At 67.4% G+C, this 23413-nt stretch carries 22 protein-coding genes and 1 riboswitch; of the genes, 12 read left to right on the plus strand and 10 right to left on the minus strand.

The genetic code is table 11. The annotated features are described in order from the left end of the window. Positions 1-4: 4 nt before the first annotated feature. Complete coding sequence (locus AMYNI_RS0106910) at positions 5-1528, minus strand: ABC transporter substrate-binding protein (RefSeq protein WP_040405576.1); 1524 nt, start codon at positions 1526-1528, stop codon at positions 5-7. A 90-nt stretch (positions 1529-1618) separates the two neighbouring features. Next, positions 1619-1758: riboswitch (cobalamin riboswitch) on the minus strand. Between the two features lie 288 nt (positions 1759-2046). Between AMYNI_RS0106910 and AMYNI_RS43845 the strand changes: the two genes are divergently transcribed. From AMYNI_RS43845 to AMYNI_RS43850, 6 genes are all read left to right on the plus strand, one after another. Beyond that, positions 2047-3294 carry a DUF222 domain-containing protein gene (locus tag AMYNI_RS43845; RefSeq protein ID WP_020667261.1) on the plus strand — a complete coding sequence of 416 codons (1248 nt, stop codon included), beginning with the start codon at positions 2047-2049 and terminating at the stop codon, positions 3292-3294. A 25-nt stretch (positions 3295-3319) separates the two neighbouring features. Then, positions 3320-3823 (plus strand): NUDIX hydrolase, encoded by a 504-nt coding sequence (locus tag AMYNI_RS0106920; RefSeq protein WP_026360133.1) that lies wholly within the window; start codon positions 3320-3322, stop codon positions 3821-3823. A 295-nt stretch (positions 3824-4118) separates the two neighbouring features. Then, positions 4119-4493 carry an RNHCP domain-containing protein gene (locus AMYNI_RS0106925; RefSeq protein ID WP_020667263.1) on the plus strand — a complete coding sequence of 125 codons (375 nt, stop codon included), beginning with the start codon at positions 4119-4121 and terminating at the stop codon, positions 4491-4493. Position 4494: 1 nt separating this feature from the next. Further along, positions 4495-4905, plus strand: a complete 411-nt coding sequence (locus tag AMYNI_RS0106930) for an RNHCP domain-containing protein (RefSeq protein WP_026360134.1) — start codon at positions 4495-4497, stop codon at positions 4903-4905. Between the two features lie 159 nt (positions 4906-5064). Beyond that, a complete protein-coding gene (gene wzm, locus AMYNI_RS0106935) occupies positions 5065-5976 on the plus strand; it encodes a galactan export ABC transporter permease subunit Wzm/RfbD (RefSeq protein WP_020667265.1) in 912 nt (303 codons plus the stop codon). 31 nt (positions 5977-6007) lie between these two features. After that, positions 6008-8188 (plus strand): DUF6461 domain-containing protein, encoded by a 2181-nt coding sequence (locus AMYNI_RS43850; RefSeq protein ID WP_020667266.1) that lies wholly within the window; start codon positions 6008-6010, stop codon positions 8186-8188. A gap of 76 nt (positions 8189-8264) precedes the next feature. On the opposite strand, the gene AMYNI_RS0106945 is transcribed toward AMYNI_RS43850, so the two are convergent. Genes AMYNI_RS0106945 through AMYNI_RS0106955 form a run of 3 tightly spaced genes read right to left on the minus strand, consistent with a single transcriptional unit; the run spans position 8265 to position 11212 of the window. Further along, a complete protein-coding gene (locus AMYNI_RS0106945) occupies positions 8265-8585 on the minus strand; it encodes an AtuA-related protein (protein WP_020667267.1) in 321 nt (106 codons plus the stop codon). Further along, positions 8585-9910: an acyclic terpene utilization AtuA family protein gene (locus tag AMYNI_RS0106950; protein ID WP_020667268.1), complete on the minus strand. Its 1326-nt coding sequence runs from the start codon at positions 9908-9910 to the stop codon at positions 8585-8587. Before AMYNI_RS0106950 ends, AMYNI_RS0106945 begins: the two co-directional genes overlap by 1 nt. Positions 9911-9925: 15 nt before the next feature. Further along, entirely contained in the window at positions 9926-11212 is a 1287-nt protein-coding gene (locus tag AMYNI_RS0106955) for a CitMHS family transporter (RefSeq protein WP_020667269.1), read from the minus strand. 99 nt (positions 11213-11311) lie between these two features. Here AMYNI_RS0106955 and AMYNI_RS0106960 point away from each other — a divergent pair, with 99 nt between their 5' ends. Both AMYNI_RS0106960 and AMYNI_RS0106965 read left to right on the plus strand, forming a co-directional pair. Next, entirely contained in the window at positions 11312-12241 is a 930-nt protein-coding gene (locus AMYNI_RS0106960) for a LysR family transcriptional regulator (protein WP_020667270.1), read from the plus strand. Positions 12242-12288: 47 nt separating this feature from the next. Then, on the plus strand, positions 12289-12834 hold the full coding sequence (locus tag AMYNI_RS0106965) for an SgcJ/EcaC family oxidoreductase (RefSeq protein WP_084628312.1): 546 nt from the start codon (positions 12289-12291) through the stop codon (positions 12832-12834). 11 nt (positions 12835-12845) lie between these two features. On the opposite strand, the gene AMYNI_RS0106970 is transcribed toward AMYNI_RS0106965, so the two are convergent. After that, positions 12846-13781: an SMP-30/gluconolactonase/LRE family protein gene (locus AMYNI_RS0106970; RefSeq protein WP_020667272.1), complete on the minus strand. Its 936-nt coding sequence runs from the start codon at positions 13779-13781 to the stop codon at positions 12846-12848. A 10-nt stretch (positions 13782-13791) separates the two neighbouring features. Further along, on the minus strand, positions 13792-14991 hold the full coding sequence (locus AMYNI_RS0106975; RefSeq protein ID WP_020667273.1) for a lipase family protein: 1200 nt from the start codon (positions 14989-14991) through the stop codon (positions 13792-13794). Between the two features lie 94 nt (positions 14992-15085). On the opposite strand from AMYNI_RS0106975, the gene AMYNI_RS0106980 reads away from it, so the two are divergent. From AMYNI_RS0106980 to AMYNI_RS0106990, 3 genes are all read left to right on the plus strand, one after another. Next, complete coding sequence (locus AMYNI_RS0106980) at positions 15086-15727, plus strand: TetR/AcrR family transcriptional regulator (RefSeq protein WP_020667274.1); 642 nt, start codon at positions 15086-15088, stop codon at positions 15725-15727. 224 nt (positions 15728-15951) lie between these two features. Next, positions 15952-16596 (plus strand): sigma-70 family RNA polymerase sigma factor, encoded by a 645-nt coding sequence (locus AMYNI_RS43855; RefSeq protein ID WP_020667275.1) that lies wholly within the window; start codon positions 15952-15954, stop codon positions 16594-16596. 103 nt (positions 16597-16699) lie between these two features. Beyond that, positions 16700-17488: a DUF899 domain-containing protein gene (locus AMYNI_RS0106990; protein WP_026360137.1), complete on the plus strand. Its 789-nt coding sequence runs from the start codon at positions 16700-16702 to the stop codon at positions 17486-17488. 24 nt (positions 17489-17512) lie between these two features. On the opposite strand, the gene AMYNI_RS50010 is transcribed toward AMYNI_RS0106990, so the two are convergent. Then, complete coding sequence (locus tag AMYNI_RS50010; RefSeq protein ID WP_020667277.1) at positions 17513-19006, minus strand: alpha/beta fold hydrolase; 1494 nt, start codon at positions 19004-19006, stop codon at positions 17513-17515. Between the two features lie 287 nt (positions 19007-19293). Between AMYNI_RS50010 and AMYNI_RS43865 the strand changes: the two genes are divergently transcribed. After that, entirely contained in the window at positions 19294-20301 is a 1008-nt protein-coding gene (locus AMYNI_RS43865) for an alpha/beta hydrolase family protein (protein ID WP_169515711.1), read from the plus strand. Here AMYNI_RS43865 and AMYNI_RS0107005 read toward each other — a convergent pair. Genes AMYNI_RS0107005 through AMYNI_RS0107015 form a run of 3 tightly spaced genes read right to left on the minus strand, consistent with a single transcriptional unit; the run spans position 20291 to position 23336 of the window. Next, positions 20291-21505 (minus strand): metal-dependent hydrolase family protein, encoded by a 1215-nt coding sequence (locus AMYNI_RS0107005; protein WP_020667279.1) that lies wholly within the window; start codon positions 21503-21505, stop codon positions 20291-20293. The two genes, AMYNI_RS43865 and AMYNI_RS0107005, sit on opposite strands and share 11 nt — an antisense overlap. After that, positions 21505-21948 (minus strand): GAF domain-containing protein, encoded by a 444-nt coding sequence (locus tag AMYNI_RS0107010; RefSeq protein WP_020667280.1) that lies wholly within the window; start codon positions 21946-21948, stop codon positions 21505-21507. Before AMYNI_RS0107010 ends, AMYNI_RS0107005 begins: the two co-directional genes overlap by 1 nt. Further along, the gene (locus AMYNI_RS0107015) at positions 21945-23336 is read right to left on the minus strand and encodes an MFS transporter (protein WP_020667281.1); all 1392 of its coding nucleotides are present in this window, start codon (positions 23334-23336) and stop codon (positions 21945-21947) included. Before AMYNI_RS0107015 ends, AMYNI_RS0107010 begins: the two co-directional genes overlap by 4 nt. Between the last annotated feature and the right edge of the window lie 77 nt (positions 23337-23413).

Genomic DNA, 23413 nt, shown 5'->3' on the forward strand with positions numbered 1-23413 from the left:
CACTTCAGCGGAGCCGCGTCCGGTCGAAACGAGCCCAGTCGAAGGAGTTCGGTGGTGCCGCTCGCAACCCTTCCACTCTGCCCGAAATTGCGACATTCCAGTTGCTGAAACCCCACACGAGCATGCCGCCGGTGTCATGCACGATCCGCTGCGCCTGCCCGAGCAACTGCAACCGTTGCTGCTCGTCGCGAGTGGCCGCGACCTGATCCATCAACCCATCGAACTCCGCCGAAGCGAAACCGTTGATGTTGGTGGACACGCCGCTGCGGAAGCGCTGGTTGAGAAAAGTGGGCAGTGGCAGGGTCGCGGTGCGGGTGTGCGCGGCGACGCCCTTTGTCGTGATCTCGTTGAAGTACGTACTGGCCGCACGCGTGTTCGGAGTGACCGTGAAACCGATTTCCTTGAGCTGCTGAGCGATCAGTGTCGCCGCCGACTCGAAGGCGGGATCAAGCCCACTGGTCTCCAGCGCGAAGGTGACCCCTTCCGCACCAGCGTCTCTGACCAGCGCGCGAGCACGGTCGACATCCCTCGGCCGTTGGGCGATGTCCGCCGGGTAACCATGCAGGCCAAGGCCGAACAAGTCGTTGCCGACCTCTCCCCGCCCTGACAATGCGACCCCGACCAACGCTTCCCGGTCCACGCCGGACAGGAAGGCCTGCACCAGTCTCGGGTCGGCGAACGGCGGTTGACTCAGCCTCAACACTACCGCCTGCATGGTGGTCCGTTCAGCGGACAGCACTGACACCCGGCTGTCCGTGGACAACCTGGCCGCCGAGTTGGCCGCGACGTCGTGTGCGTAGTCGACCTGCCCGGAGAGGAGGGCATTGACCCGTGCCGGCTCCTCGTTGATCGGCACGAACTCCAGCTCGCTCAAGCTCGGCGCACCGGCCCAGTGGCCGTCGAAGCGCCGGAAGACGGCCGGCCCTCCCGGATTGAAGGAGACGAACTGGAATGGGCCGGACCCCACGGGATTACTGAAATCCGTGGTCCCGGCCGGCACGATCTCGGTCATCGGAGCACCCCACCCACTGGGAAACTCGAAATCCGGCGCGGTCAGGACCAGCTCCAGCTCGGTCGGGGAAACCGACCTGCTGGCCGCGAAGTCCACCTTCACAAAGTATTGACGTGAAGGCGACGCCGTCGCCGGGTCGGCGACGCGGCGCAAGCTGTACAGCACGTCCTCGGCAGTCACCGGTCGACCATCGTGAAAGGTCGCTTGCCGTAATCGAATCCGCCACCGAAGTCCCGCCACGTCGCTCTCCCACGACTCCGCCAACCGCGGACTGACCGACATGTCGTCCTGGTAGGCCACGAGCGTGTCGAACAGCGCTTTGGCTCTTGCCTGGTTCACGAACAGCGAACCGGTATGCGGGTCCAAGGTCTCCTTCGACCCGCCCGCTCCGAACGCCACTCGCAGCCGTCCTCCAGTACCTGACTGCCCGCTGGCCCCGCACGCGGCCAGCGGCGCCAGAACAGCGAGACCGGCCGCACCGGCCAGCAGCCGACGTCTGGTCATCTCGGTGGTCATTGATCGAGCCTTCCCGGGACATCGGGCGATGTCCCGGGACGTCCGCAGGCGCACACCGGGACCCCGCCCTGTGAACCACGACAGTGAGGGGTGATGCTCGTTCCGAAGCAGGCATTCCGGCTCACGGCGTCAGAACGCCGTCCACGGTTGCGGGTCAGCGCCGGGATTCGACCGGCTTCCCCTGCCAAGGAGCGTATGAAGTTGTCCGCACCCGGGAGACGATCTCGGGTGTGCCGACACTAACCCACGACGGTCGCTCCTGGAACCTGGCTGCTCGATCCCAGCGTTGCACCCGGTCCGCCTGCGATCACGCAAGGTGGTGGCCGTCCGACCTGCAACCGGACACTCACGAGATCTAGGAATCTAGCCACCCCGACCACGAGTTCAACACCTCAATCACCCTTTCAGGGCATCGCTATTCCGAAGCAATGGGCATTTTTCTACAGAAATCGCTAGTAACGGTACATCTCGTACGGCGAATTTTCAGAAGCACTCAATCTCCGCAGTAAATTGAACTCATGGAAATGATCGACTACCTCAGAAGGAACCCGTGGCCGGCAACCGAGTTCTTCGCGGTTTCAGGCCCTGAGATCGAGACGCTGCCCGACAACAGCACCGTGGAGGTGATCGCTACAGCCCAGAAGTTCACCTGTCAGGCTCAAGCGATCCTGCTTCGCGGAGTGGCGCATCTGCACGACCTTCGCCCCGGCGATCGATCGGTCGCCGACGAACTCGCGCCGGAGCTCGGTGTCTCACGTCAGACCGCACAGACGCTCATCGCACTTTCGGTCGCTCTGCGAGACCGGCTGCCAAACGTGTTGCAGGAGATGGAAAAGGGCACCGTGGACCTGCTGAAGGCCAGAAAGGTCTTCGAGGTGACAGCACCCTTGACCGATACCCAAGCTCGTGCTGTGGACTTGAAACTAGCCGGGCGCCTGGCCGGCAAGGACCCGGCAACGATCCGCCGGCTAGCTCGCATCGCTGTTCAGCACATCGACCCGGACGGCTACGCGAAGCGCGCCCAGATGCGACGGAAGGAGCGCAAGGTCGAACTCACCCACGGAGACGGCGCCATGGCCACCCTCTCCGGCTACCTGGGCGTCGACAGGGCCGGCGCCGCGTACCAACGCATAGACACCCTCGCCCGTGCTCTACGCGTGAAAGGCGAAACTCGCACTCTCGAACAACTTCGGGCCGACGTGTACGGCGACCTGCTGCTCGGCACGTCCACCGGCGGCGGACTGGCCGCACAGATCTTCGTCCATGTTCCCCTGGACACCGCGCTCGAGATCCGGGACGGAGTCTGCGAACTCGTCGGTCATGGTCCCATCCCTGCTCGCATTGCAAGAGAGATTATGCGCAACCCCAAGAGCGTATGGCACAAGGTAATAACCGACCCCGTGACAGGTACCGTCCGCAACATCGGCGGCGCCGAGTACCGAACATCCGATACTCCTGATGGTCTGATGTGGATGCGAGACAACGAATGCCGCATGCACGGCTGCCATCGGCCCGTCAAGAAGGACAAGAACGATCACGATACCCCGCGAGCCACCGACGGCAGAGCCGCAGCCTCAATCATGGACTGCTTCTGCGAGCATCACCGCTACCTCCGCGACCAGCCTGGCTGGAGCTTCACGCTCAACCCCGACACGGGGGAGTTCACCATCACCACACCCGCTGGGCGAACGTATACCTCATACCCGGAACCTACTATCGCCCCGCCCAAAGACGATATGGATGGCACCACACCGGAGGAGTCCTGACCAGGCCCGCAGATAACATACGCGGATGTCACCCGAACCATACAGGCGCCGCTCGGCGCGAGTGCTACTGATCGATGGCACTGACCGCGTTCTGCTCTTCCGCAGTTACGTGCAGCCGGACGAGCCTGATCTGGGTGACTTCTGGCTCACGCCGGGTGGCGGAGTCAACGATGGCGAGACCCTGAACGAGGCTGCCGCACGTGAACTGCACGAAGAGACCGGGCTCGTCGTGCTGCCCGAAGCGCTCGGGCCGGTCGTCGCCGAGACCTCTGGGCACGCGGACTTCGACTGGGCCACAGGGATCTTCCAAGACAGTTTCTTCCTGCACCGCGTCGACCGACATGACGTGGACACCAGTGGCTTCGAAGCACTCGAACGCAGCCAGATCGTGGCGCATCGGTGGTGGCCCTTGACCGACGTGGCAACCACAACAGAAACCATCTATCCGCTCGGTCTCGCGTCACTACTACGGGATCTCGTGGCCGGGCGGGTTCCGGCAGAACCGGTCCAACTGCCCTGGCATCACTGACGACCCTTCCGGTCGCCAACGTGAGCGTCACAAGCACGCGATAAATCGGTTGACGCACGTCCGCCACTTGCTAACGTACCCATGTCATCGTTTGGGAACCCGCGTCGAGCACTAGAGAGGTTGATGTATGCCCCGGTCAGCGCTGAGCGCGCTTCGTAACGCCGTGGGCATTTCCAACCGCTGAGCCGACCCCTTTGGCCGCCGGGTGCCCCGGCATATCTCCTTGCACGGAGTACGAGTCGTGCTCGGCGCTTCACTCCTGCCGTGTTCATCACTTATGCAAGGAGTACCGCTCGTGTCGAACCACAACGCCGACACCAGTTCCCAATTCAGGACCGAGATCTTTGATTGCATACGCTGCGGGCTCGCGGTGACCAGGCATGCGCCAGGCGGCGACCTCCGGAACCACTGCCCGAGTTGTCTGCATTCACGGCACACGATCGACCGGACCAGTGACTTTCGGCCGACCGAGTGCCTGGCACGGATGACGCCCATCTCCATCGCCGTACTGCGCACTGGCGACTGGCGGATCATCCATCGCTGCACTCGCTGCGATGAACTGACATCGAACCCCATCGCCGGGGACGACAACCAGCTCATCCTGGTGCGGATGGCCGTTCGGCCGCTGGCACAGCCACCCTTCCCACTTGAGACTTTCGGAGATATCTGACATGACTCGACGAAAACCGGATAGCAGACGCCCGCAGCGGCCAAAGGATGTACACCGCGGGCGCCCACGCGAAGGTGCGAACTCCTTCCGTTGCGCAGGTTGCCGGCTCGACGTTCCGATGAACGCACCGGGAACCACACATCGGAACCACTGCCCTCAGTGTCTGACCAGTCTGCATGTCGATCTACGGATACCAGGCGATCGGAAGGCAGGGTGTCGCGGGAGGATGGCGGCGTTCTGCCTTTCCACAAGGAAGGACGGTGAATGGTTGATCATTCATCAGTGCCTGCGATGCGAAGCACTCAGCGCCAACAGAGTCGCCGGCGACGATAACTCGCTCGCCCTGCTGCGCATGGCGATGCGCCCGCTGGCCGACAACAGGGTTCCGATCAAGGCGTTACTGACGATCTGAACCGGTGGGTGCCGGTAGGTCTCGCCGATCTACCGGCACCCTTCAGCGCTGCCCGCAGTCAGTCACCTGACCGACCGTCCAAGCCGGACTTGTCGTTTTCCACGCCGCTGGAGCGGCGGGTCCCGATTCAGAGTCACCGGCACTGATAGCTTGTGATGGATGTCCGCCAGCACCGAGATGACGCCGTTGGTCCCGCCGAAGAGTTTCCGGCGCGCGTTCCAGGACCTGCTCAGTGCCCTGCGAGCGCGCGAGCTCTGGGCACATCTGGCATGGCAGGACATCAAGCAGCGCTACCGGCGTTCGACGATCGGCCCGCTCTGGATCACCATCGGCATGGCGGTCACCGCGCTCGCGCTCGGTGTGGTCAACTCCGCACTCTTCGGCACGTCGATCTCGACCCTGCTGCCGAGCATCACCACCGGACTCATCCTCTGGAACTTCATCAACGGCTGCATCGTGGAAGGCTCCGAAACGTTCATCGCGAACGAAGGGCTGATCAAGCAGTTGCCCGCGCCGGTGACCGTCTACGCGTTCCGCACGGTGTGGCGGCAGGTTCTCTACTTCGCGCACAACATGGGCGTCTACGTCCTGGTGTTGGTGGTCTTCTTCGGCAGCATCAGCCACCCGTACCACGTGGTCGACCGACCGGGCACGGTCCTGCATCCCGGGCTCGGCTGGGGAATGCTGATGGCCTTGCCTGCCCTGCTGGTGATCATGTTGAACGGCACCTGGGTGGTGCTGCTGTTCGGGGTGATCGCCACCAGGTTCCGCGACGTCCCTCCGGTCATCCAGAGCTTCATCACGATGCTCTTCTACGCCACGCCGATCATGTGGTCGATGGACCAGGTGCTGGCCGCGAACCAGGACAACGCCGGTCCGGGCTCGGTGGGTGTCGATGTGCTGAAGCTCAACCCGATCTACCACTTCGTCGAGATCATCAGGGCACCGCTGGTAGGGCAGGCCCAGAGCTGGACGCACTGGGTAGTCGCCGGCGGAGTCACCGTGGTCGGCTGGGCGCTCGCGCTCATCGTGCTGCGCAACTACCGCGCGCGCGTCGCCTACTGGGTCTGAGCGTCACCACTCCGTCCGGCAGGATGGCGTAGTGACGACGGAGAACGGCCTTCCAGGGCAGACAACGACGGAACGGGCTTTCGACCCACCAGCGGGGTTCGCGGACGAGATCGTGAGCACCGTGGTCAGGGCGATGCCGTTGATCATGGCCGCGGTGCCGGCCACACCGGCTGCCGAACTGGGCCGGTCCGGAGCGAACCTGCGCGACCGGCCATGGGGCCAGGACTCCGGTTCACTGGTGTTCAACGGGCTGCAGGAGCTCCGGCCGGTACTCACGGAACGTTTACTCGGGGCTCTCGAACTGACCGTGGACAATCTGTCCCCAACGTCGACGGCAGGCTTCGCGGAGCAACTCGCCGCCCCAGGATCGTCCCTTGTGACGACGATCGGCATGGACTCCGAAGGCGACACCACACGCGCAGTGAAGCTGCTGGACGCGCTGCGCCCCGGCGTCACCGGCATGATCTACGCACTCACCGCTGAACTGGCCGGATACGAAAAGGTCGCCGGGCTGCTGACTGTGACGGACTCGGCCGACGAGGCGGGGGTCGCCGCCCGGCATGGCACGGCGCATCTCGCGCTTGCGGTGGCTACTGCCGCCATCGTGCTGCGCACCCTGGACATGCCCGTGATCGGCACGGCTGACACGGTGGTCGGCGTGGCGCTTGGGGTCACCGCGCTACGACTGCGCGAAACGGCCATGCCCACCGCATATGCGGGCGCACTGCTGGAGAAGCGCCGTGTGGAGTATCTGCTTCCGCGGGCCGCGAGCGGCTCGGTGCTGGTGCACGATCACCGGTTCGCGCTGGCCGAAGGCGCCGCCTTTCCCGAGGACCCGGACTTCAGCCGGAACGGGCTGGTCGATGTGACCGGCGGCGGACTGGTGATCCGGACCGGCATCGAGGAGGGCTGGGTATCGGTGACCCTGCGTGTGCTCGAGGAACCGCCCGCGGAAGTCGACGCGGAATGGTGGGACGAGGTGGTCGAGGCCAGCTGGACGGCACTCACCGGGTCCGCATCGGTATTCGGTCCCCGGCAGCCGGCACAGCGGAACCTGCGGGACGAAACACCACCGTGGCCTGGCGACTACCGGGTACGTGTGCACGCCAATGGCCGCGACACCGACGACGAGCGAGAGAGCTACGAATTGGTGCTCTGGAGTGCGCCTCGGTCAGCAGAACTCGTGTATGAGACCACCGACCGACTTGGTCACCGGCTTCGCGGGGAACCCGAACCGCCGGTCATCAGCAGTCCCGAGGACGGGTATCGGTGGGTGAACGACAGCGCGCTGCAGGTCGCCGCCACGGTCACCGTCGCCACCGGCATCACGTCGGAGGAGGTCCTGCACGCGTTCGGAGCCGATCCCGCCGAACCGGCAGCACTGACCGAGCTGCGCGAGGCCATGGGCATCGACCCGTGGGTTGCCGTGCTGGAGGTCGACGGCGCGGTCGTGGCCATCGAGGAGAACGGTTATCAGGGTTCGTACGGACCGGTCCTGCGACCGTTGTCGCAAGCAGGGCGGGCGGCCAGCATGTACTGGAACGTCAACGCGGTGACCCGGCTGTCCATGGCCAGGAACGGCGAAGTTCTGATGTCCTGCGAACCCGGCACCCAGGATCCACCGGACGATCCCGAGGTCACCGCGGCGCTCGAAGGGCTGGACCTGGACGACTTCCACAACCGCATAGGCAAGGGGCTGGTCGCGGTGGAGCGGTTCACCGGTCATGAGCTTCGCCCCGGGGATCTCGACCGGATCAAAGCTGCCTGCCTGGCATACCGGATCCTTCCGCGGTTGTCCGAGCTGTACCGGGAGGAGCGGCTTCCGGACGGTTCCCGGCGCTCGCCCGGCAGCGGGCCGCTTGGCGCGGACACCGACGAGCTGGCGTTCCTGCCGGACGAGAGCCTGCGGGATCTGGCGTGGTGGGCCGCCAACGAGGCGGTGGTCCATGCCGGGCTCAACGAGGACTCCGACGTACGGGTCAGTCTGTCGAACCGCGAGCTGAGCGCGAACGCCGAGATCCGTGCCAGGACCACAGGGCTGGAAGGCCGCGGTGCGCACCATTGGATGTGGGAAGCTGTGCACCGGGCGACCAATCCCGATCCGCTCGGGGCGGCGATCGGCGCGCTGGATGCAGCCAGGTACGCCGCCGCGGGTGCCGCCGCCGAACTGCTCGACCGCGCCCATCGGCGCATCGCGGAAGCAAGTAGCTGAACAGCAGGGGCGCTGCCGCGGATGGCACCCACCGTCAAGATCAACGCGGTGCGCCACGGGATGGCTCAGGCGCGTATCAGGGTTCCTCGATCTCGACGAACAGGGACAGCAGCCGGAAGCTGAATCCCTTGCCGTGGGTGTCCAGCGCGAGCGAGGTGGTCACACCGCCGTCGAGGGCCTGGCGGCAGCGGAACTGCAGCGCACACAACCTGGGCAGCACGAACCGCACTACCTCACCGCACACCTGGCCGGCCAGGTGTGCGCGTACCCGTGCAGCGGTCACCTCGCGTTCAAGCTGCGGGAAGATCCGGTCGTCGTAGGGGAAAAGCGACAGGATCGAGATGTCACCTTTGTCCCCGGCCCGGCAGTGCGCGATTTCGTGCAGCATCACCCGCATCAGGCACCTCCGAACAGGGTCACCGCTGGCTCGACCTGATCCCGCCCGATCAGCGTGGACACGATGCCGATCACCTCGGCGGTCGTCACTCGCACCCCACCGCCACCTGCGGGTCCGTTGGTGTACAAGGCTTCGACCTCGTGGCCGACCACTTCGGCGAGGTCAGGTGCGGACGCCAGCCCGGCCACCCGCAACCGGCATTCACCCGGATCATCCCCACCGTCCTGTTCATGCACTGTGGACAGTGGACCGATCAGGTCGACCCGGATCCGCACCTTCGCACCCTCCAGCCGCGTACGCACGATCTCCCCGGCCAGTTCTGCCCGCTTTCGCGCCTGTGGCCCCACATAGGAGATCTCGGCCTCGGCACGGTAGCCGGCCCGGTAGCCGACGCTGACCTTCAGCTGCTCCGGCCGCGGGCGACCCACCGCGCCCCGGACCGCGACCCGGTCGGGCCCGATCTCGTCCACCAGCACCTCGCGCAGGTCCAGGGTCACGTCCGGGGTCAGGTAGCCGGTCGGGTCGGTGACCTCGTACAGCAACTGCTCGCGGACCGTCGCCTTGGACACCAGGCCACCGGTACCGACCAGTTTCGAGAACTCGGCCGAGCCGTCCGGATCGACGTCGGCGAACGGGAAGCCCAGACTCGCCAGGCCGGGAACGTCCTTGCGTCCCGGATCGGCGAAGTAGCCGCCGGTGAGCTGCCCGGCGCATTCCAGCAGATGTCCGGTCAGCGTGCCGGCCGCCATCTGTCCGGGGTCGGCCAGGTCCCAGCCGTGCCGGTGCGCCAGCGGGGCGACGAACAGCGAAGGGTCGGCGACTCGCCCGGTCAGCACGACATCCGCGCCCGCCTCCAGCGCCGGCATGATCGCTTCGGCACCGAGATAGGCGTTGGCCGACACCGGTTCGCCGTACGCGGCGATCGGACGGCCGTCCTCGAGCGCGAGCGCGTCCGGCTCGAGCTTGGCCAGCACGTCGTCACCGGTCACCACGGCCACCTTCCGCGCCAGGCCGAGCCGGTGCAGCAGCCGCTCGGTCGCACGGCCGGCGGCGAGCGGGTTGGCCGCGCCCATGTTGCTCAGCACCCGTACGCCGTGTGCGGCGGTGAGCGGCAGCAGCCGTTCGAACCTGGCGACCAACCTGGGGTCGTAGCCATCATCCGGGTCGGCCAGCTTGCGCTGCTGGCCGAGGGCGATGGTGCGCTCGGCCAGGCATTCCAGCACCAGGTCGTCGAGCCCGGCCGCGCTGGCGAGCGCCTCGGCCGGCTCGAAGCGGTCGCCGGAGAAACCCGCGCCGCTGCCGATCCGTACCCGGCGTCCGGTCATCTCCCCTGCCTTTCCCTATAGCGAAATGGCGCCGGTGGCCAGCGCCACGACGGTCATCACCAGCGTGGTACCGAAGGCCCATTTGAAGATGAACCGCTGGTGCGCGCCGAAATCCACACCGGTCATGCCGACCAGGATGAACGTGGACGCGGTCAGCGGGCTCAACGGGAACCCGGTGGTCATCTGCCCGAGCAGCGCGGCCCTGGCAACCTCGGCCGGGCCACCGCCGAGCGCCGAGCCGGTCTCCGCGAGTACTGGCAGCACACCGAAGTAGTACGCGTCAGGAGTGAAAACCAGGCTCAGCGGCATGCCGGTGACCGCGGTGAGCACCGGCAGTGCGCCGCCGGCCCAGCCCGGTATCACGCCGACCAGTGCACGGGCCATCGCGTCGATCATGCCGGTGCCGGACAGGATCCCGGTGAACACTCCGGCAGCGAAGATCATCGTGGTGACCAGCACGACGTTGTGCCCGTGCTGCTCGAACAGCCGTTGCTGGTCAGTCCATTTCGGACGGTTGATCAACAGGGCCAGCACGAAGGCGACCAGGAACAGGATCTCGAGTTTCGCCAGCTGTGCGAGCAGGGCCGCGACCAGTCCCAGGGTGAGGATCACGTTGGCGGAGAACCTGATCCGAGCCGCGGTTCCCCGCTCCACCGTTTCCCCGGCAACCGGCTCGTCGAGGGTGATCACACCGAGCCGTTTGCGCTCGGCGCGGCCAATCAGATAAGCGGCGAGCAGCACCCACAGGGCGCCGGCGATCATCGCCGGCAGCAACGGCAGGAAGAGGGTGCCGCTGTCCAGCTGCAGCGCGGCCATCGCCCGCGCGGTCGGCCCGCCCCACGGCACCATGTTCATCAGGCCCGCGCCGAGGCAGACCACCCCGGCCAGCACCAGCGGCCGCATGCCGATGCGCCGGTAGAGCGGCAGCAGCGCGGACACTGTGATCAGAAAGGTGGATGCCCCGTCGCCGTCCAGCGCGACCAGCAGGGTGAGCACCGCGGTGCCGACGGTGATCTTGAGCGGGTCGCCCTTGGCCCACCGCAGGATCCGGCGCACCGCCGGGTCGAACAGCCCGGCGTCGATCATCAGGCAGAAGTACAGCACCGCGAAGGTGATCATGATCGCGACCGGGGCGACCGTGGTGACGCCCTTTCCGATCAGCTCGCCGATCCGCGGCCCGGCACCGACGGCGAGCGCGGCGAGAATCGGGATCACGGTGAGCGCGAGCAGCACCGAAACCCTGCGCGAAAGTACCGCCGCGAGAAACACCGCGATGGTCAGGAAACCCGCCAGGGCAAGCATTGCGGACCTCCGTCTGCGCCGAAGTCACCGTTGACGGGTTGAACTGTGATCCACGCCCATATCGAGGTCAAGCAATGATTTCGCATAGACTGATGCGCTATGCGCATGGATCTCACGATTCAGCAGCTCCGCGTGGTGGTCGAAGTCGCCGACGCCGGCGGGTTCACCACCGCGGCGAAGCGGCTGCACCTCGCGCAGTCCTCGCTCAGCCGGACGGTCGGCGAGGTGGAACGACGTCTCGCGGTGACCTTGTTCGAACGCACCACGCGCCGAATGGAACTCACCCCGGAGGGAGCCGAGTTCGTCCGGATCGCGAGCCGGATCGTGGCTTCCTTCGACGCCGGCATGAACCACTTCACCGGGTTCCTCGCCGGCACTCGTGGCCGGGTACGGGTGGCCACCCTGCCTTCGCTCGCCGCGATCCTGCTGCCGCCGGTGGTCGCCGGCTACCGGCGTGACCATCCCGGCGTGGAACTGTCCATCGAGGACGCGCTCTCGGACGAGGTACTGGCCAAGGTGCGCGGCGGCGAGGTGGACTTGGCCGTCACCGTGACCACCGAGACCCCGGGAGACCTGGACGTGCGGCCGCTGGCCGCCGACCGGTTCTGCTGCATCTTCCCCGAGGGACACCGTTTTTCCGACATGGACACCCTGAGCTGGACCGAGCTGCGGGCCGAGTCGTTCATCGCCTTCGACCCGGCGAGCAGCATCCGCCGCCTGGTCGACCGGGCATTCGACGACGCGCGCCTCACGCCGGGCCGGGTGACCGAGGCGCGAAATATCGCGGCGGTCGCCGGCCTCGCCGCCGCCGGCCTCGGTGTCTCCGCGGTGCCCGGCCTGGTGCTACCGCTGATCGCGTTCGCCGGGCTGCGGGATCGGCCGCTGGAAAGTCCTCCGGTGGAACGCACGATCGCCCTGGTGCGGGATCCCAGACGCCCGGCGGCGCCCGCTGTCCGGGCGTTCATCGACGCACTGCTCGATGCGCGGACATCGGGCCTCACACTCCCGGCGCAGGCCCGCTGGACCTGATCAGCCTGGTTTCACCCATAGACAAGCCTGTCCATACTGTATACGGTATGGCATTCCAGAGCTCGGCGCTGACAGAATCCGACTCGACAAAGCAGGTGCCTCAGGTGCACAACAGCCGTCCCCTCCTCACCAGTTCCCTGGCGATCGCCGCTCTCCTCGTCGCCGCGTGCGGCACGCCGTCGACCCAACCGGGTGCCGCGCCCAAGCCGGCACCGCCGACGAAAGAGGAGATCGCCGGCCTGTTCAGCGCCTGGCACAGGTCGCTGGTCACCTACGATCCGCAGGTGGTGGCCGACCACTACGCCCCGGACGCGGTGCTGCTGCCCACCCTCTCCGACCAGGTGCGCTCCACCCGCGAAGAGATCGTCGATTATTTCGACCACTTCATGGAAGGCCACCCGACCGGCGAAATCCTGCGTTCACTCGTTTCCGTGCTGGACGAGGACACCGCCGTGGACACCGGCGTCTACCGGTTCAACCTCGACCGAAACGGGGCGAAGGAGTCGATGGACGCGCGGTACACGTTCGTCTACGAACGCCGCGGCGGGAAATGGCTGATCGTGACCCACCATTCCTCGGCGATGCCCGTCTGACCAAGCCGCACTCAGCTCGGCGGCGGCGTGAGCCGTCGGACTGTGCCGTCGAAGCCGGTGGTGTAGAGACTGGCCGGGTCCCAACCCGGCCCCGCACCGAACCGCACGGACGAGCCGAGGAAGACCTCGTGCGAGATCGCGCAGCTCGAGCCGCTGACGGGATCCACCCGATACGCGATGCCGTGCTCACCGACCGTGTAGATCATCCCGTCCGGCCCGATGGTCAGGTCGTCCAGCGCATTGAACGGCCACGGCGCGTCGATCCGCAGGCCACCGGGGCTCTCGTCTTCCGGATGCGCAATATCGATCTTCGCGATCTGCCGGTCCGGGTTGAGCGTGCTGACCGCGTACAGGGTGGCGCCGTCCTGACTGACGACCAGGCCGTTGGGGCCGGGGACATTCCGGGGGTAGGGCACCGGCGCGGCCGGCGCCTCCTTCGGCACCCTGGTGAGTCCGGCCTTCGGGCCGATCAGCGTGCTGATCACGGCGTCACCGTTGGGCAGCAACGTCATCCCGTCCGGCATGGTGAGGTTGCGGGCCCAGGTGGCACGCTCACCGGTGTTCAGGTCCACCGTGTCGATCGTGCCGTCGGTGAGGCCGAGTGTCCCGGAAAGGGTGTTGTGCCCGGTGTTGTAGTAGACCTTGCCGTCCCGGACCTGGATGGCACCTGGGCCGTTGACATTGTCCACCAGTGTGCCGATCTCGCCGTCCGGCGTGACCCTCTTGATGGAGCCGAACCCGGAGAACAGGGTCGCCGACACCAGCAACCCGCCTCGTCCGTCGAAGGCCAGATTCTCCAGTGGCAGCCCGAATCCGGTGGCCACCTCGCTTTGTTTCCATTGAGGACAGTCCGCGGCGGCTCCGGCGGCGGCCGCGGTTCCCGGTGTGGTCACCGCGGTGCCCGCCAGCAGGAGCGCGGCGGCCAGGCCGCCAAGTGATTTCCGCATGATCGTCTCCTCAGCCCTGTGTTCCGCAGTTGCCGCCGGTCGGCAGGCCGAGGAAGCGGCCGTACAACCAGGTGAGCGCACCGGGAATGCTGCCGAGCGCGTAGCCGACGTGGCCGGGGAAGGCGGACAGGTGATACTCGACATCGGTGCCTCCGGCGCACCACTGCCTGGCGACGTCCTGGTTGTATTCGGGACGGATGAGCTCGTCCAGCGACGACTGCTGAACCAGCACCGGAGCGGTCGGGGCCGAACCGCCGAGCCGGTTGTCGGCCAGCACCCGGCCGGCCAGCGGATCGGTGAAGACGTCGCTGGTGGTGTAGTCGTTGAGCTTCTTGAACGGGTTCATCGCCACCAGTTCGAGCTGGCAACGCTCACCGATCTGCACCGCGAGCTGCCTGCCCTTGTCGTTGAACAGCGGATCGAGCTCCGGGTACTCGCGGCTCACCCCGACGGCACCGGCAAGCGTGAAACCGGAGAACGGCCCGCCGTCGAGGCCCTTCAGGGTTTGGGCGAGGTCACCGGGGAACGCGCCGGCCGCCCAGCCTTTGACGTTCAGTTCGGGCGCGTACTGCCCCTGAAGCTCTGCCGCCCACGCGGTCGCCTGGCCGCCACCGGAATATCCCCACGCACCGACCGGGCCGTTCTGGTCCAGACCCGCCTCAGGCAGGTTGTGCGCGGCGCGGATGCCGTCCAGTACGGCGTGGCCGGCCATCCTTCCCGCCGCCCAGGCCATCCGAGGACCTTGGTAGTCGGTGATCACCGAGACCCAGCCGTTGGACAGCGCCGTCCAGATGCCGGTGACCTCCTTCTCCAGGCCGACGCGCATCCCGAACGACGGGTTGCACTGCGTGCCCAGGCTGTCCGTGGCGATCTGGAAGGAGAGCAGCGGGCGCCGGCGGTCCGGCGGCAGCGGCGGCACGAAGACCGTGCTCACCGTGGCCACCGGCTGGTCCTTCGAGTCGGTCGTGCGCACCAGGACCTGATAGACCTTGGCCGGCACCGGGATCAGATAGGTACTCGCGTTCACTTCGCGCTGCCGCAGGATCGTGCCCGGCGCGGTGGACTCGAACCCGGCCGGCGGCTGGTAGAACGGGTCGTCCTTCGGGAACGGAATCGGCTCGGCCGCCGCCGTGCCCGCCGTGCCGGTGAGCAGCGCGGCCAGTACGGCGATCAGCACCAGCAGGGGCGGCCAGCGACGTTGCTTGCCCATTGTTCCTCCACGAAAACTGACAGGCGGTAAAGTGATACTGACGTATTACTTTTAAGTGATACGGAAGTATTAAACAGCCGACTGGAGTGTGTCAATGGTCACCGCGCGTGGCGAGAAGCAAGAGCGAAGCCGGGAGCGACGCGAGGCCCTACTGCGCGCCGCCATCGAGCTGATCATCGAGGGTGGCATCAAGGCGGTCACCCACCGGGCGGTCTCGGCACGCGCCGGACTGCCCGCCCCGACGGCCGGCTACTACTTCAAAACCAGCCAGGACCTGATCGAGCAGACCTTGCGCTTCCACGTGCACGAACGCGCGGAAACACTCACCCGACTGCTCCGCACCGCGGTGTCCGGCGCGCGCTCGACGATCGAGATCGGGGAACGGATCGCGCGGGCGCTGGTCTCCGGCGAATCCGGGGTGAGCGTGGCCCAGTACGAGGTCTACCTCGAAGCATCCCGGAACCCGCTGCTGCGCGACGCGGTCGCGGAATCGATGCAGACCTTCCAGGATGTCGCCGTGCCCGTACTCGCCGCACTCGGCGTGCGGCACCCCGAGCAGGCGGCGAAGGCCTTCGTCGCGGTCACCGACGGGTTCGCCCTGCACCGGCTCACCAGCCCCCTTCCCGCCGAGGAGGACAACGAACTCATGCTCCGCACCATCGGCGGCCTTTTCCTCGCCTACACCCTGGACCGAGCCGAACTGGAGCGGCGGGTCGAAGATCAACCGTTCGAATAGGTCCACAATAGACATTTTCCATCCGCAAAAATTGCGCCACCACAAGACATTGGACTGGCCGAAATTCCGGACAATAATGGCGACTAATTTCTGAATACGAACAGACTTCCGTAGTGTTGCCGCTACTGAAGTTCACGGTTATTCTGGAGCACTGCTCCGGCCCCTGGCAGATTAGCCGGCCCGTTTCGCCAGGGCCGTCCGTCGAAACCCAAGGGTGGAGCGTCATGCCGCTGCCGGCCACCGGCCCGCCGTCGGACAAGCCGCCCACAATGCTTTCTTCGGCGAACCGGCACTTGCTGGCTTCGGCAGTGGCCGGCGAGCGCGCCGGCATCGAAGGGCTGCTGGAAGTGCTGCGCCCGCTGGTGCTGCGGTACTGCCGGGCCAGGCTCGGTACGGGGCCCCGGCGGGTCGAAGACGCGGAAGACTGCGCGCAGGAGGTACTTCTCGGCGTGCTGCGCGCGCTGCCGGGTTACCGGCACGGCACGGACCGTTTCCTGGGATTCGTCTACGGAATCGCGGCGCACAAGGTGGTCGACTCCTATCGGCGGCACGCCCGTGATGCCAGCGTGCCGGTCGCGGAGTTCCCCGACTCCGGATGGGGCCTGTCCGACACCTCGCGGGGTGTCGAGGAAGTCGAACGGCGTCAGGACATCGAGCACCTGCTCGGCCGGTTGGCGCCGCAGTACCGCGAAATACTGATCCTCCGCGTGATACTCGGCCTGCCTGCCAGGGACACGGCGGCCGCACTGGGCATGCCCAGTGCCGGTGCGGTGCGCATCGCCCAACACCGCGCGCTGACCGCGCTGCGGCAGCTCATCGTCGCGAGGTCCGCGGCGGCCGACCAGCGTGCCGAACCGGGGCGCATGTAGAGCGGCTCGTTTCTCGCCCCGCACCGATTAGTTCCGGCGGTCGTCGCGGTCTAACTCACGAGCGCCCGGAGAGGGGCCGCTTCACCGAGTCAGGAGGACGCCCATGAATCTCCCCCGAATAGTGCGCCGTGACGAGTGGCTCGCCGCCCGCAAGGAGCTGTTGGCCAAGGAGAAGGAGTTCACCCGTGCCCGCGACGAGCTGAACGCCGAGCGCCGCCGGCTGCCGATGGTCCGGGTCGACAAGCAGTACGTGTTCGAGGGCCCGGATGGCAAGGCGAGCCTGCTCGACTTGTTCGACGGCCGCCGCCAGCTGATCCTGCACCACCTGATGTGGGCCTGGGACGTCGACGCCGAAGGCAACGAGACCTCGCGCGACACCGGCTGCCCGAGTTGCTCGTCCACCGCCGACAACATCGGCCATCTCGCCCATCTCCGAGCGCGTGACACCGCACTGGTCGCGGTCTCCCGCGCGCCGCAGGCCAAGATCGGCCCGTTCAAGGCGCGGATGGGCTGGACTTTCCCCTGGTACTCCGCGCACGGCAGCGACTTCAACTACGATTTCCACGCCACCGTGGACGAGACCGTCGCCCCCGTGCTGCTGAACTACCGCGACGAAGCCGAACTCGCCCGCGCGGGTTTCCCCTGGTCGCCCGCCCGGCGCGGGGACTACCCGGGGATCAGCGTCTTCCTGCGCGACGGGGACACCGTCTTCCACACGTATTCCACTTTCGCGCGCGGTCTCGAACAGACCGGCGGCACGCATGCCTACCTGGACCTGACCGCCCTGGGCCGGCAGGAGGAGTGGGAACAGCCCGCCGGTCGCGCGACCGCGCTCGGCGCTCCGGCTGGTAGCGGCAACATCCTCTTCCACGACGAGTACCCGGCAGGCTGAGACAGGCTGACGCGACTCGGGTTGTCACCGGGGTCGCCGGAACTCGGCGCGCCACCGGTGCGGGTCGGCGATCTCCTCCACGCGCACCGGAGTGAGACCGCCGGTGGCGAAGGACTCGATCTCGCGGCGGGTAAGGGGCCACGGCGGGCCCTGCACAGCGGGGTCTTCGCGGACGGCTTCGATGGCCAGCAGGGTGCCGCCGGGACCGACCAGGTTCGCCACGGCGGCGGTGGCCTTGTCCCGGACCGAGTCCGGTAGCGCCTGCACGGTGAAAATCTCGACCACCAGGTCGAAGGCGGCCTGCCAGCCGGCGGGCGGCTCGAACAGATCCGCCCGCAGATACTCCACCGGGGATTCGGGAAAGCGTGCACGGACGAGCCGGACGGCGGTGTCGGAAATATCGAACGCCACGGTTTCGAACCCGAGCCCGGCCACGAACTCGGCGTCGGCGCCGAAACCGCAGCCGACGACCAGCGCGGAACGGCCTTCGCCACGCAGGCCGTGGGCCCATTCGGTGAGCAGCGGGTGGGGAGCCCGTCGATCCCATGGCATCGTCGTCTCGCCGGCGACCCCCGCCTGGTAGAGCCGTTCGAACCAGCCGGTCGGGCTGCCGGTGGCCAGCGACTGGGCGGCAAGGCGATCCGCCTGCCGCTCCCAGCCGCCGGACGTGTGCCGCAGGATGGCCGGGACGACCACGTCCCATACCTGCCGTGGTGGCATCTGGTGCCCGACGCCGGCCAGCGCGACCAGGTCACTGCCGGGGATTTCACGGGCCAGTGCTTCGGCGTGGCCGAAGGGGAACAGCGGGTCTTCGGTGCCGTGCAAGACCAGCGTCGGCGCGGTCACGTCGCCGAGCCGGTGCCGGATCGGGTCGCCGCCTTCGATGATCCAGTGGTTGGTCATGCTGGCCGCGATGTCCGTGGTCCGGTCGAAAATCCGGCCGGCCAGCTCGCGCTCCCGCTCCTGGTCCACTGGGCACGAGCCGGCGAACGGGCGGTATCCGGCCACCATGTGGTCGGTCATCGCGGCCCGGTCGGACCAGTCCGGGTCCGGCGCGGGTTCGGCGAACAACGCCTGGATCCGCTCGCTCATCGGCGGTAGATCCGGGTTGGCGGGGCCGCCGGGACCACCGGGGCTGGTGGAGATCAGCGTCAGCGAAGAGACCCTGTCGGGAAATTCGACACCGAGCCGCTGACCGATGCCACCGCCCATCGAGATGCCGACGACATGCGCCTCGGCCAGCCCGAAAGCGTCGAGCAGCCCGACCGCGTCCGCGGTCAGGTCGAGCTGGCTGTACGGCGGCGCCCCGGCGGGATAGGAGGTGGACCGTCCGGTGTCGCGGCTGTCGTACCGGAGGACGAACCGCAGTCCTGCCGCGAGCCGCTCGCAGAACTCGTCCTCCCACCAGTCCATCGAACTGGTCGCGCCACCGATCAGCAGGATCGCGGGCTCGGCCGGGTCACCGAAGGTCTCAACGCAGAGATCCACGCCGTTGACGTGGACGAGTTTTTCGACCATGGGGGCCTCCCGCTCGTGAACTGACTTCGAGAACCGTAGCCGGTGCACGCCGTTGGGCCGACCCGCTGGAGTCCCTCATATCCGATCGAGTCGTTCACACATGGCGGACACGGTTATGGCGTACCTACCGTCTTCGCATGCGGCGTCTGCTGGTGGTTCTGAGATGGGGGCATGCGAGGCTTTCTGCGCATGCCCCCATCGATCGGGTGCGGGTGTCCCGCAAGATTCTGACGGTCCTTCTGCTCGGTCCTTTGGTCGCCGCGCCGGCTTCGGCCACACCGTCGCGCATGGAGCTGCCCGCCGAACTGGCGGCCACGGGCGCTGCCGGGTACCGGATCCGGTACCCCTCGACCACGACGTCGAACTTTCCGACCACGGTCACCGGGTTCGTGCTGGTGCCGCCCGGCACGCCGCCGCGGGGTGGTGGCTGGCCGGTGATTTCATGGGCGCACGGGACGACCGGCGTCGGTGACCGCTGCGCTCCATCACGCGATCCTGAGCTCGGTGGATACGGCTACCCCGGCTATCTGGCGAAGTTCGTGCGGGCCGGATACGCCGTCACCGCCACCGACTACGAAGGGCTGGGCAGCCCGGGCGTGCATCCGTACCTGATCGCGGAAAGCGCCGGACGCTCGGTGGTCGACGCGGTCCACGCCGCGCGTCGGCTGGCGCCCCGCCTCTCCGCGAGCTGGTTCGCGGTGGGACATTCGCAAGGCGGGCACGCGGCACTCGCGGCCGCTGAACGCGCGAGCCACGGGCTGGATTTCCGAGGCGCGGTCGCGCTCGCCCCGGTCACCGACAACCGCGCCTATGCGGATGGGGACGTGAAACCGGTCGACCACGCGTATTTCCTGGCATTGCTGACCGGACTCGACACTCAGCACCCGCCACTGCGCTACAGCGACTATCTCGGCCCGCGGGCACTGCGGGAGCTGCCACGACTGCACACCACGTGCCTGGACGAGTTGACCGACCGGATGATCGGCCTCGCACTGCCCGGCGGCGAGTTCACCCCGCGCACACCTGGCGCCGCCGGCCGTCTTCGCGACCGGCTGGCCGGCAACGCCGTCCCCCGCCACCGCTCGGCACCGGTGCTCATCACCCAAGGCGACGCCGACACCCTGGTGCCGCCCGAGCAGACCGAACGGGCGGCCGCACAGGCTCGCGCTTTCGGCACCGACGCGACCCTGCTGCGCTACCCGGGCGCCGGGCACTACGACATAACCGAAACCTCCGCACCCGACGTGCTCCGCTGGATCGATGAGCGGCTGCGCGAGGCGAGGTTCAGGGGGTGACAACCCGCCCGGACTGGACGACGTGGCGGAATCGCGACGGCTCGGCCAGCACCCCGATGTCGGTCAGCGGGTCGCCTTCGACGACGAGCAGGTCGGCGTGCGCACCGGGAGCCAGGGTGCCGATCTCGCCGGTCATGCCGACCAGGTCCGCCGCGGTCGACGTGGCCGCCCTGATCACGTCGATCGGCTGCTGCACCTCGGCCCGCAGCCGGAACTCGTGGTTCTGGTGCCGGTGCATACCGCCGAGCAGGTCACTGCCGTAGACCAGTTTCACTCCGCCGCGCGCGGCCCGTTCCAGTGCGGCCAGGCCGGCCCCGAGCACCTCGTCCACCTTGCGCCAGCTCCGCTCTGGCAGGCCGTGCTCGCGGCCCTCCTGCTTGAGCGCCCAATAGGTGACCAGGGTGGGCACCAGGAACGCGTCATGTTCGGCGAACAGCTCCACGCTGCGGTCGTCGAGCAGGTTGCCGTGTTCGATGGACCGCACGCCCAGCTCCAACGCCCGGTTGATGGCGCGGGCGGTGTAGGCGTGCGCGAGCACGTAGCGATTGGCCGCGGCCGCCTCCTCGACCACCGCGCGCAGTTCCTCGGCGGAGTACTGCACGGAGTCGATGCGGTCGGTCGGTGAGGCGACACCACCGGAGGCCATCACCTTGATGTGGTGCGCCCCCTTGCGAAGCTCGTCCCTGGCCGCGGCCCGTACCGCGTCCACGCCGTCGGCGATCCGGCCGAGGCCGGCACAGCACGGGTGGTCGTCGTGCGAGTGGGTGCCACGACCGCGGCTGTCGCCGTGTCCGCCGGTCTGGCTCAGCGCACGCCCGCAGAACAACAGCCGCGGCCCGCGGAACAACCCTTCGGCCTGCGCGTCGGCGAGACCGAAGTCAGCACCGGAGGCGTCGCGAACCGTGGTGAAACCGCGGTTCAGCATCTCCCCCATGATCCGCGCGCTGTGCGCGGCAGCGTAGGACGGGGAAAGCGAGTTCAGCGCACCGAGGTCCGCGGTCGACGCGGTGACGTGCACATGCGCGTCGATCAGACCCGGCAGCACGACCGCGCCGCGGAGGTCTTCGGTCCGGACGTCACCGGCGGTCAGCCCGTGTCCGGTCTCCGCGATCCGCCCGTCCGCGCAGCGAAGGTCGGCCTCGGCGTACTCCCCGCTGACCGGGTCGAGCAGCCGGGCGTTGCGCAGCAGCAAGGAACCCTTCATCACTTCTCCTCCACCAGGGCGCGCAGGGCGGGTACCGCGAGCCCAGCCAGCGGCAGCACCGCTTCGACCGACGTGTCGTCGTAGCTGCCTTCCACGTCCAACAGGTTCAGCACGCCCAGGGTCCGCTCGCCGTCGGTCACCGGCAGGTTGATCACGGCGCCGCAGCCGAGGGATTCGATCAGCTCGTAGTCGGCGAAGATTTCACGTACCGCCTCCCGGTCCGCGCCGAGATACGGCCGCTGCCCGGTGATGCACCGCTCCAACCAGCCGGCCGCGACCTCCACCGTCTTCTCGCCACCGACCGGGTACAGCCCGGGATGGCTGCTGTGCACCCGGCGCAGCGCCCGGCGCTCGGGCAACCAGGCCAGTACCGTGAACAACCGCACGCCGACCGCGCGGCGCACCTCTTCCTCGACGGTCGAGAATTCCGACAGTCCGATCACTTGGTCATCTCCTTGGCGGTCTGCACGGGGCGGCCGTGCTCGGTCAGGTCTTCCAGGGAACGTCCGGCGGTGGACAGGCCGAACACGATCACGCAGATCACCCCGGCCGCCAGCACGGCGGTGGTCAGTCCGAACACCCCGGCGAAGCCGAGGCTGGCCGCGGACAGGCCGATGATGGTCGGCGCCAGGATGCTGCCCACCCGGCCGAAAGCGCTGGAGAGCCCGGTGCCGGTGGCCCTGATCCAGGTCGGGAACACCTCGGGGGTGTAGGAGTAGACGCCCGCGTAAGTGCCGTTCAGGAAAAACGACAGCACCGCCCCGGCCAGCGTGATCGACCATCCGCTGTCCATCTGGCTCAGCCAGAACGCGCTGATCGCGGACCCGGCCAGATACAGCGCGATGGTGTGCTTGCGGTCCAGTTTTTCGGACAGCCAGGCCGCGGAGAAGTAACCGGGGACCTGGGCCAGGTAGATGATGATCGAGAACTCGAAGCTCTTCGTCACCGTGATCCCGCGGTCCACCAGGAGGGTCGGGATCCACGAGAAGAAGCCGTAGTACGAGAACGTGATGACGAACCAGACCAGCCAGATCACCGAGGTCCGCTTGGCCATTGCCGGGCTCCACAGGAACTTCAGCGCGCTCAGCAGGTTGACCTTGGGCGTCTGCACGGCCGGCTGCGCGGTCGCTTCGGGCACCGGTGGCAACGGGCGTCCGGTAGCCGCCTCGACCTTGCGTTCCAGTGCGACGACCACGGCTTCGGCCTCTTCGCGACGTCCCTTCGCAAGCAGGAAGCGTGGCGACTCCGGCAGCGAGCGCCGCCACCACAGCAGCATCACGATCGGCACCGCGGTGATCAGCTGCGCCACCCGCCAACCTTCCGCTCCGGCCGGTACGACGAACCGGCCGATCAGCGCCGCGGCCACGAAACCGAAGGAAAAGAATCCGGCCAGCGCGCCGACGAACCAGCCCCGCCGTTTCGCCGGCACGAACTCGGACAGGAACGGCGCGATGATTGCGCTTTCCGCCCCGGCTCCGGCGCCGGCAAGCACGCGGGCACCGAGGAAGACCCCGTAGTTCGGGGAGAAAGCCGCGATGACCGAAAACACCGCGTAGAAGGCGAGCGCGTACATCATCACCTGCTTGCGGCCGATCCGGTCGCCGAGCAGGCCCGCCGCAACCGCGCCGAACAGAAACCCGAACGGGGTCGCCGAGCCGATCAGGCCGAGCTGGCCGTTGTCCAGTCCCCAGACGGCCTTCACGCTGGGCAGCAGGAAGGCCACCACGGCCGAGTCCATGCCGTCGAACGTGTAGCCAAGCCCGCCGATCAGCAGCAGCCCGTAGTGGGGACGGCTCAGCGGGAGCCGGTCCAGTCTCGCCAGCAACGCCATGGCAGCACCTCCGGGGTGTCCTGCGATGAAAGAGTTGAGGCAACTTAGCCTGCGTTTCACACTAGATGCAATAGACT

This window comes from Amycolatopsis nigrescens CSC17Ta-90 (assembly GCF_000384315.1).
GTDB lineage: Bacteria > Actinomycetota > Actinomycetes > Mycobacteriales > Pseudonocardiaceae > Amycolatopsis > Amycolatopsis nigrescens.

What these genes read in the sequence shown, in the direction of transcription:
- wzm (WP_020667265.1), top strand. Translation starts at nt 5,065, where the DNA reads ATGTCCGCCAGCACCGAGATGACGCCGTTGGTCCCGCCGAAGAGTTTC.
- AMYNI_RS0106920 (WP_026360133.1), top strand. Translation starts at nt 3,320, where the DNA reads ATGTCACCCGAACCATACAGGCGCCGCTCGGCGCGAGTGCTACTGATC.
- AMYNI_RS0106990 (WP_026360137.1), top strand. Translation starts at nt 16,700, where the DNA reads ATGAATCTCCCCCGAATAGTGCGCCGTGACGAGTGGCTCGCCGCCCGC.
- AMYNI_RS50010 (WP_020667277.1), bottom strand. Translation starts at nt 19,006, where the DNA reads ATGGTCGAAAAACTCGTCCACGTCAACGGCGTGGATCTCTGCGTTGAG.
- AMYNI_RS43865 (WP_169515711.1), top strand. Translation starts at nt 19,294, where the DNA reads ATGGAGCTGCCCGCCGAACTGGCGGCCACGGGCGCTGCCGGGTACCGG.
- AMYNI_RS0106980 (WP_020667274.1), top strand. Translation starts at nt 15,086, where the DNA reads ATGGTCACCGCGCGTGGCGAGAAGCAAGAGCGAAGCCGGGAGCGACGC.
- AMYNI_RS43845 (WP_020667261.1), top strand. Translation starts at nt 2,047, where the DNA reads ATGGAAATGATCGACTACCTCAGAAGGAACCCGTGGCCGGCAACCGAG.
- AMYNI_RS0106910 (WP_040405576.1), bottom strand. Translation starts at nt 1,528, where the DNA reads ATGACCACCGAGATGACCAGACGTCGGCTGCTGGCCGGTGCGGCCGGT.
- AMYNI_RS0106960 (WP_020667270.1), top strand. Translation starts at nt 11,312, where the DNA reads ATGCGCATGGATCTCACGATTCAGCAGCTCCGCGTGGTGGTCGAAGTC.
- AMYNI_RS0106975 (WP_020667273.1), bottom strand. Translation starts at nt 14,991, where the DNA reads ATGGGCAAGCAACGTCGCTGGCCGCCCCTGCTGGTGCTGATCGCCGTA.
- AMYNI_RS0106945 (WP_020667267.1), bottom strand. Translation starts at nt 8,585, where the DNA reads ATGCGGGTGATGCTGCACGAAATCGCGCACTGCCGGGCCGGGGACAAA.
- AMYNI_RS0106955 (WP_020667269.1), bottom strand. Translation starts at nt 11,212, where the DNA reads ATGCTTGCCCTGGCGGGTTTCCTGACCATCGCGGTGTTTCTCGCGGCG.
- AMYNI_RS0106950 (WP_020667268.1), bottom strand. Translation starts at nt 9,910, where the DNA reads ATGACCGGACGCCGGGTACGGATCGGCAGCGGCGCGGGTTTCTCCGGC.
- AMYNI_RS0107015 (WP_020667281.1), bottom strand. Translation starts at nt 23,336, where the DNA reads ATGGCGTTGCTGGCGAGACTGGACCGGCTCCCGCTGAGCCGTCCCCAC.
- AMYNI_RS43855 (WP_020667275.1), top strand. Translation starts at nt 15,952, where the DNA reads ATGCCGCTGCCGGCCACCGGCCCGCCGTCGGACAAGCCGCCCACAATG.
- AMYNI_RS0106965 (WP_084628312.1), top strand. Translation starts at nt 12,289, where the DNA reads ATGGCATTCCAGAGCTCGGCGCTGACAGAATCCGACTCGACAAAGCAG.
- AMYNI_RS0106970 (WP_020667272.1), bottom strand. Translation starts at nt 13,781, where the DNA reads ATGCGGAAATCACTTGGCGGCCTGGCCGCCGCGCTCCTGCTGGCGGGC.
- AMYNI_RS0106930 (WP_026360134.1), top strand. Translation starts at nt 4,495, where the DNA reads ATGACTCGACGAAAACCGGATAGCAGACGCCCGCAGCGGCCAAAGGAT.
- AMYNI_RS0107005 (WP_020667279.1), bottom strand. Translation starts at nt 21,505, where the DNA reads ATGAAGGGTTCCTTGCTGCTGCGCAACGCCCGGCTGCTCGACCCGGTC.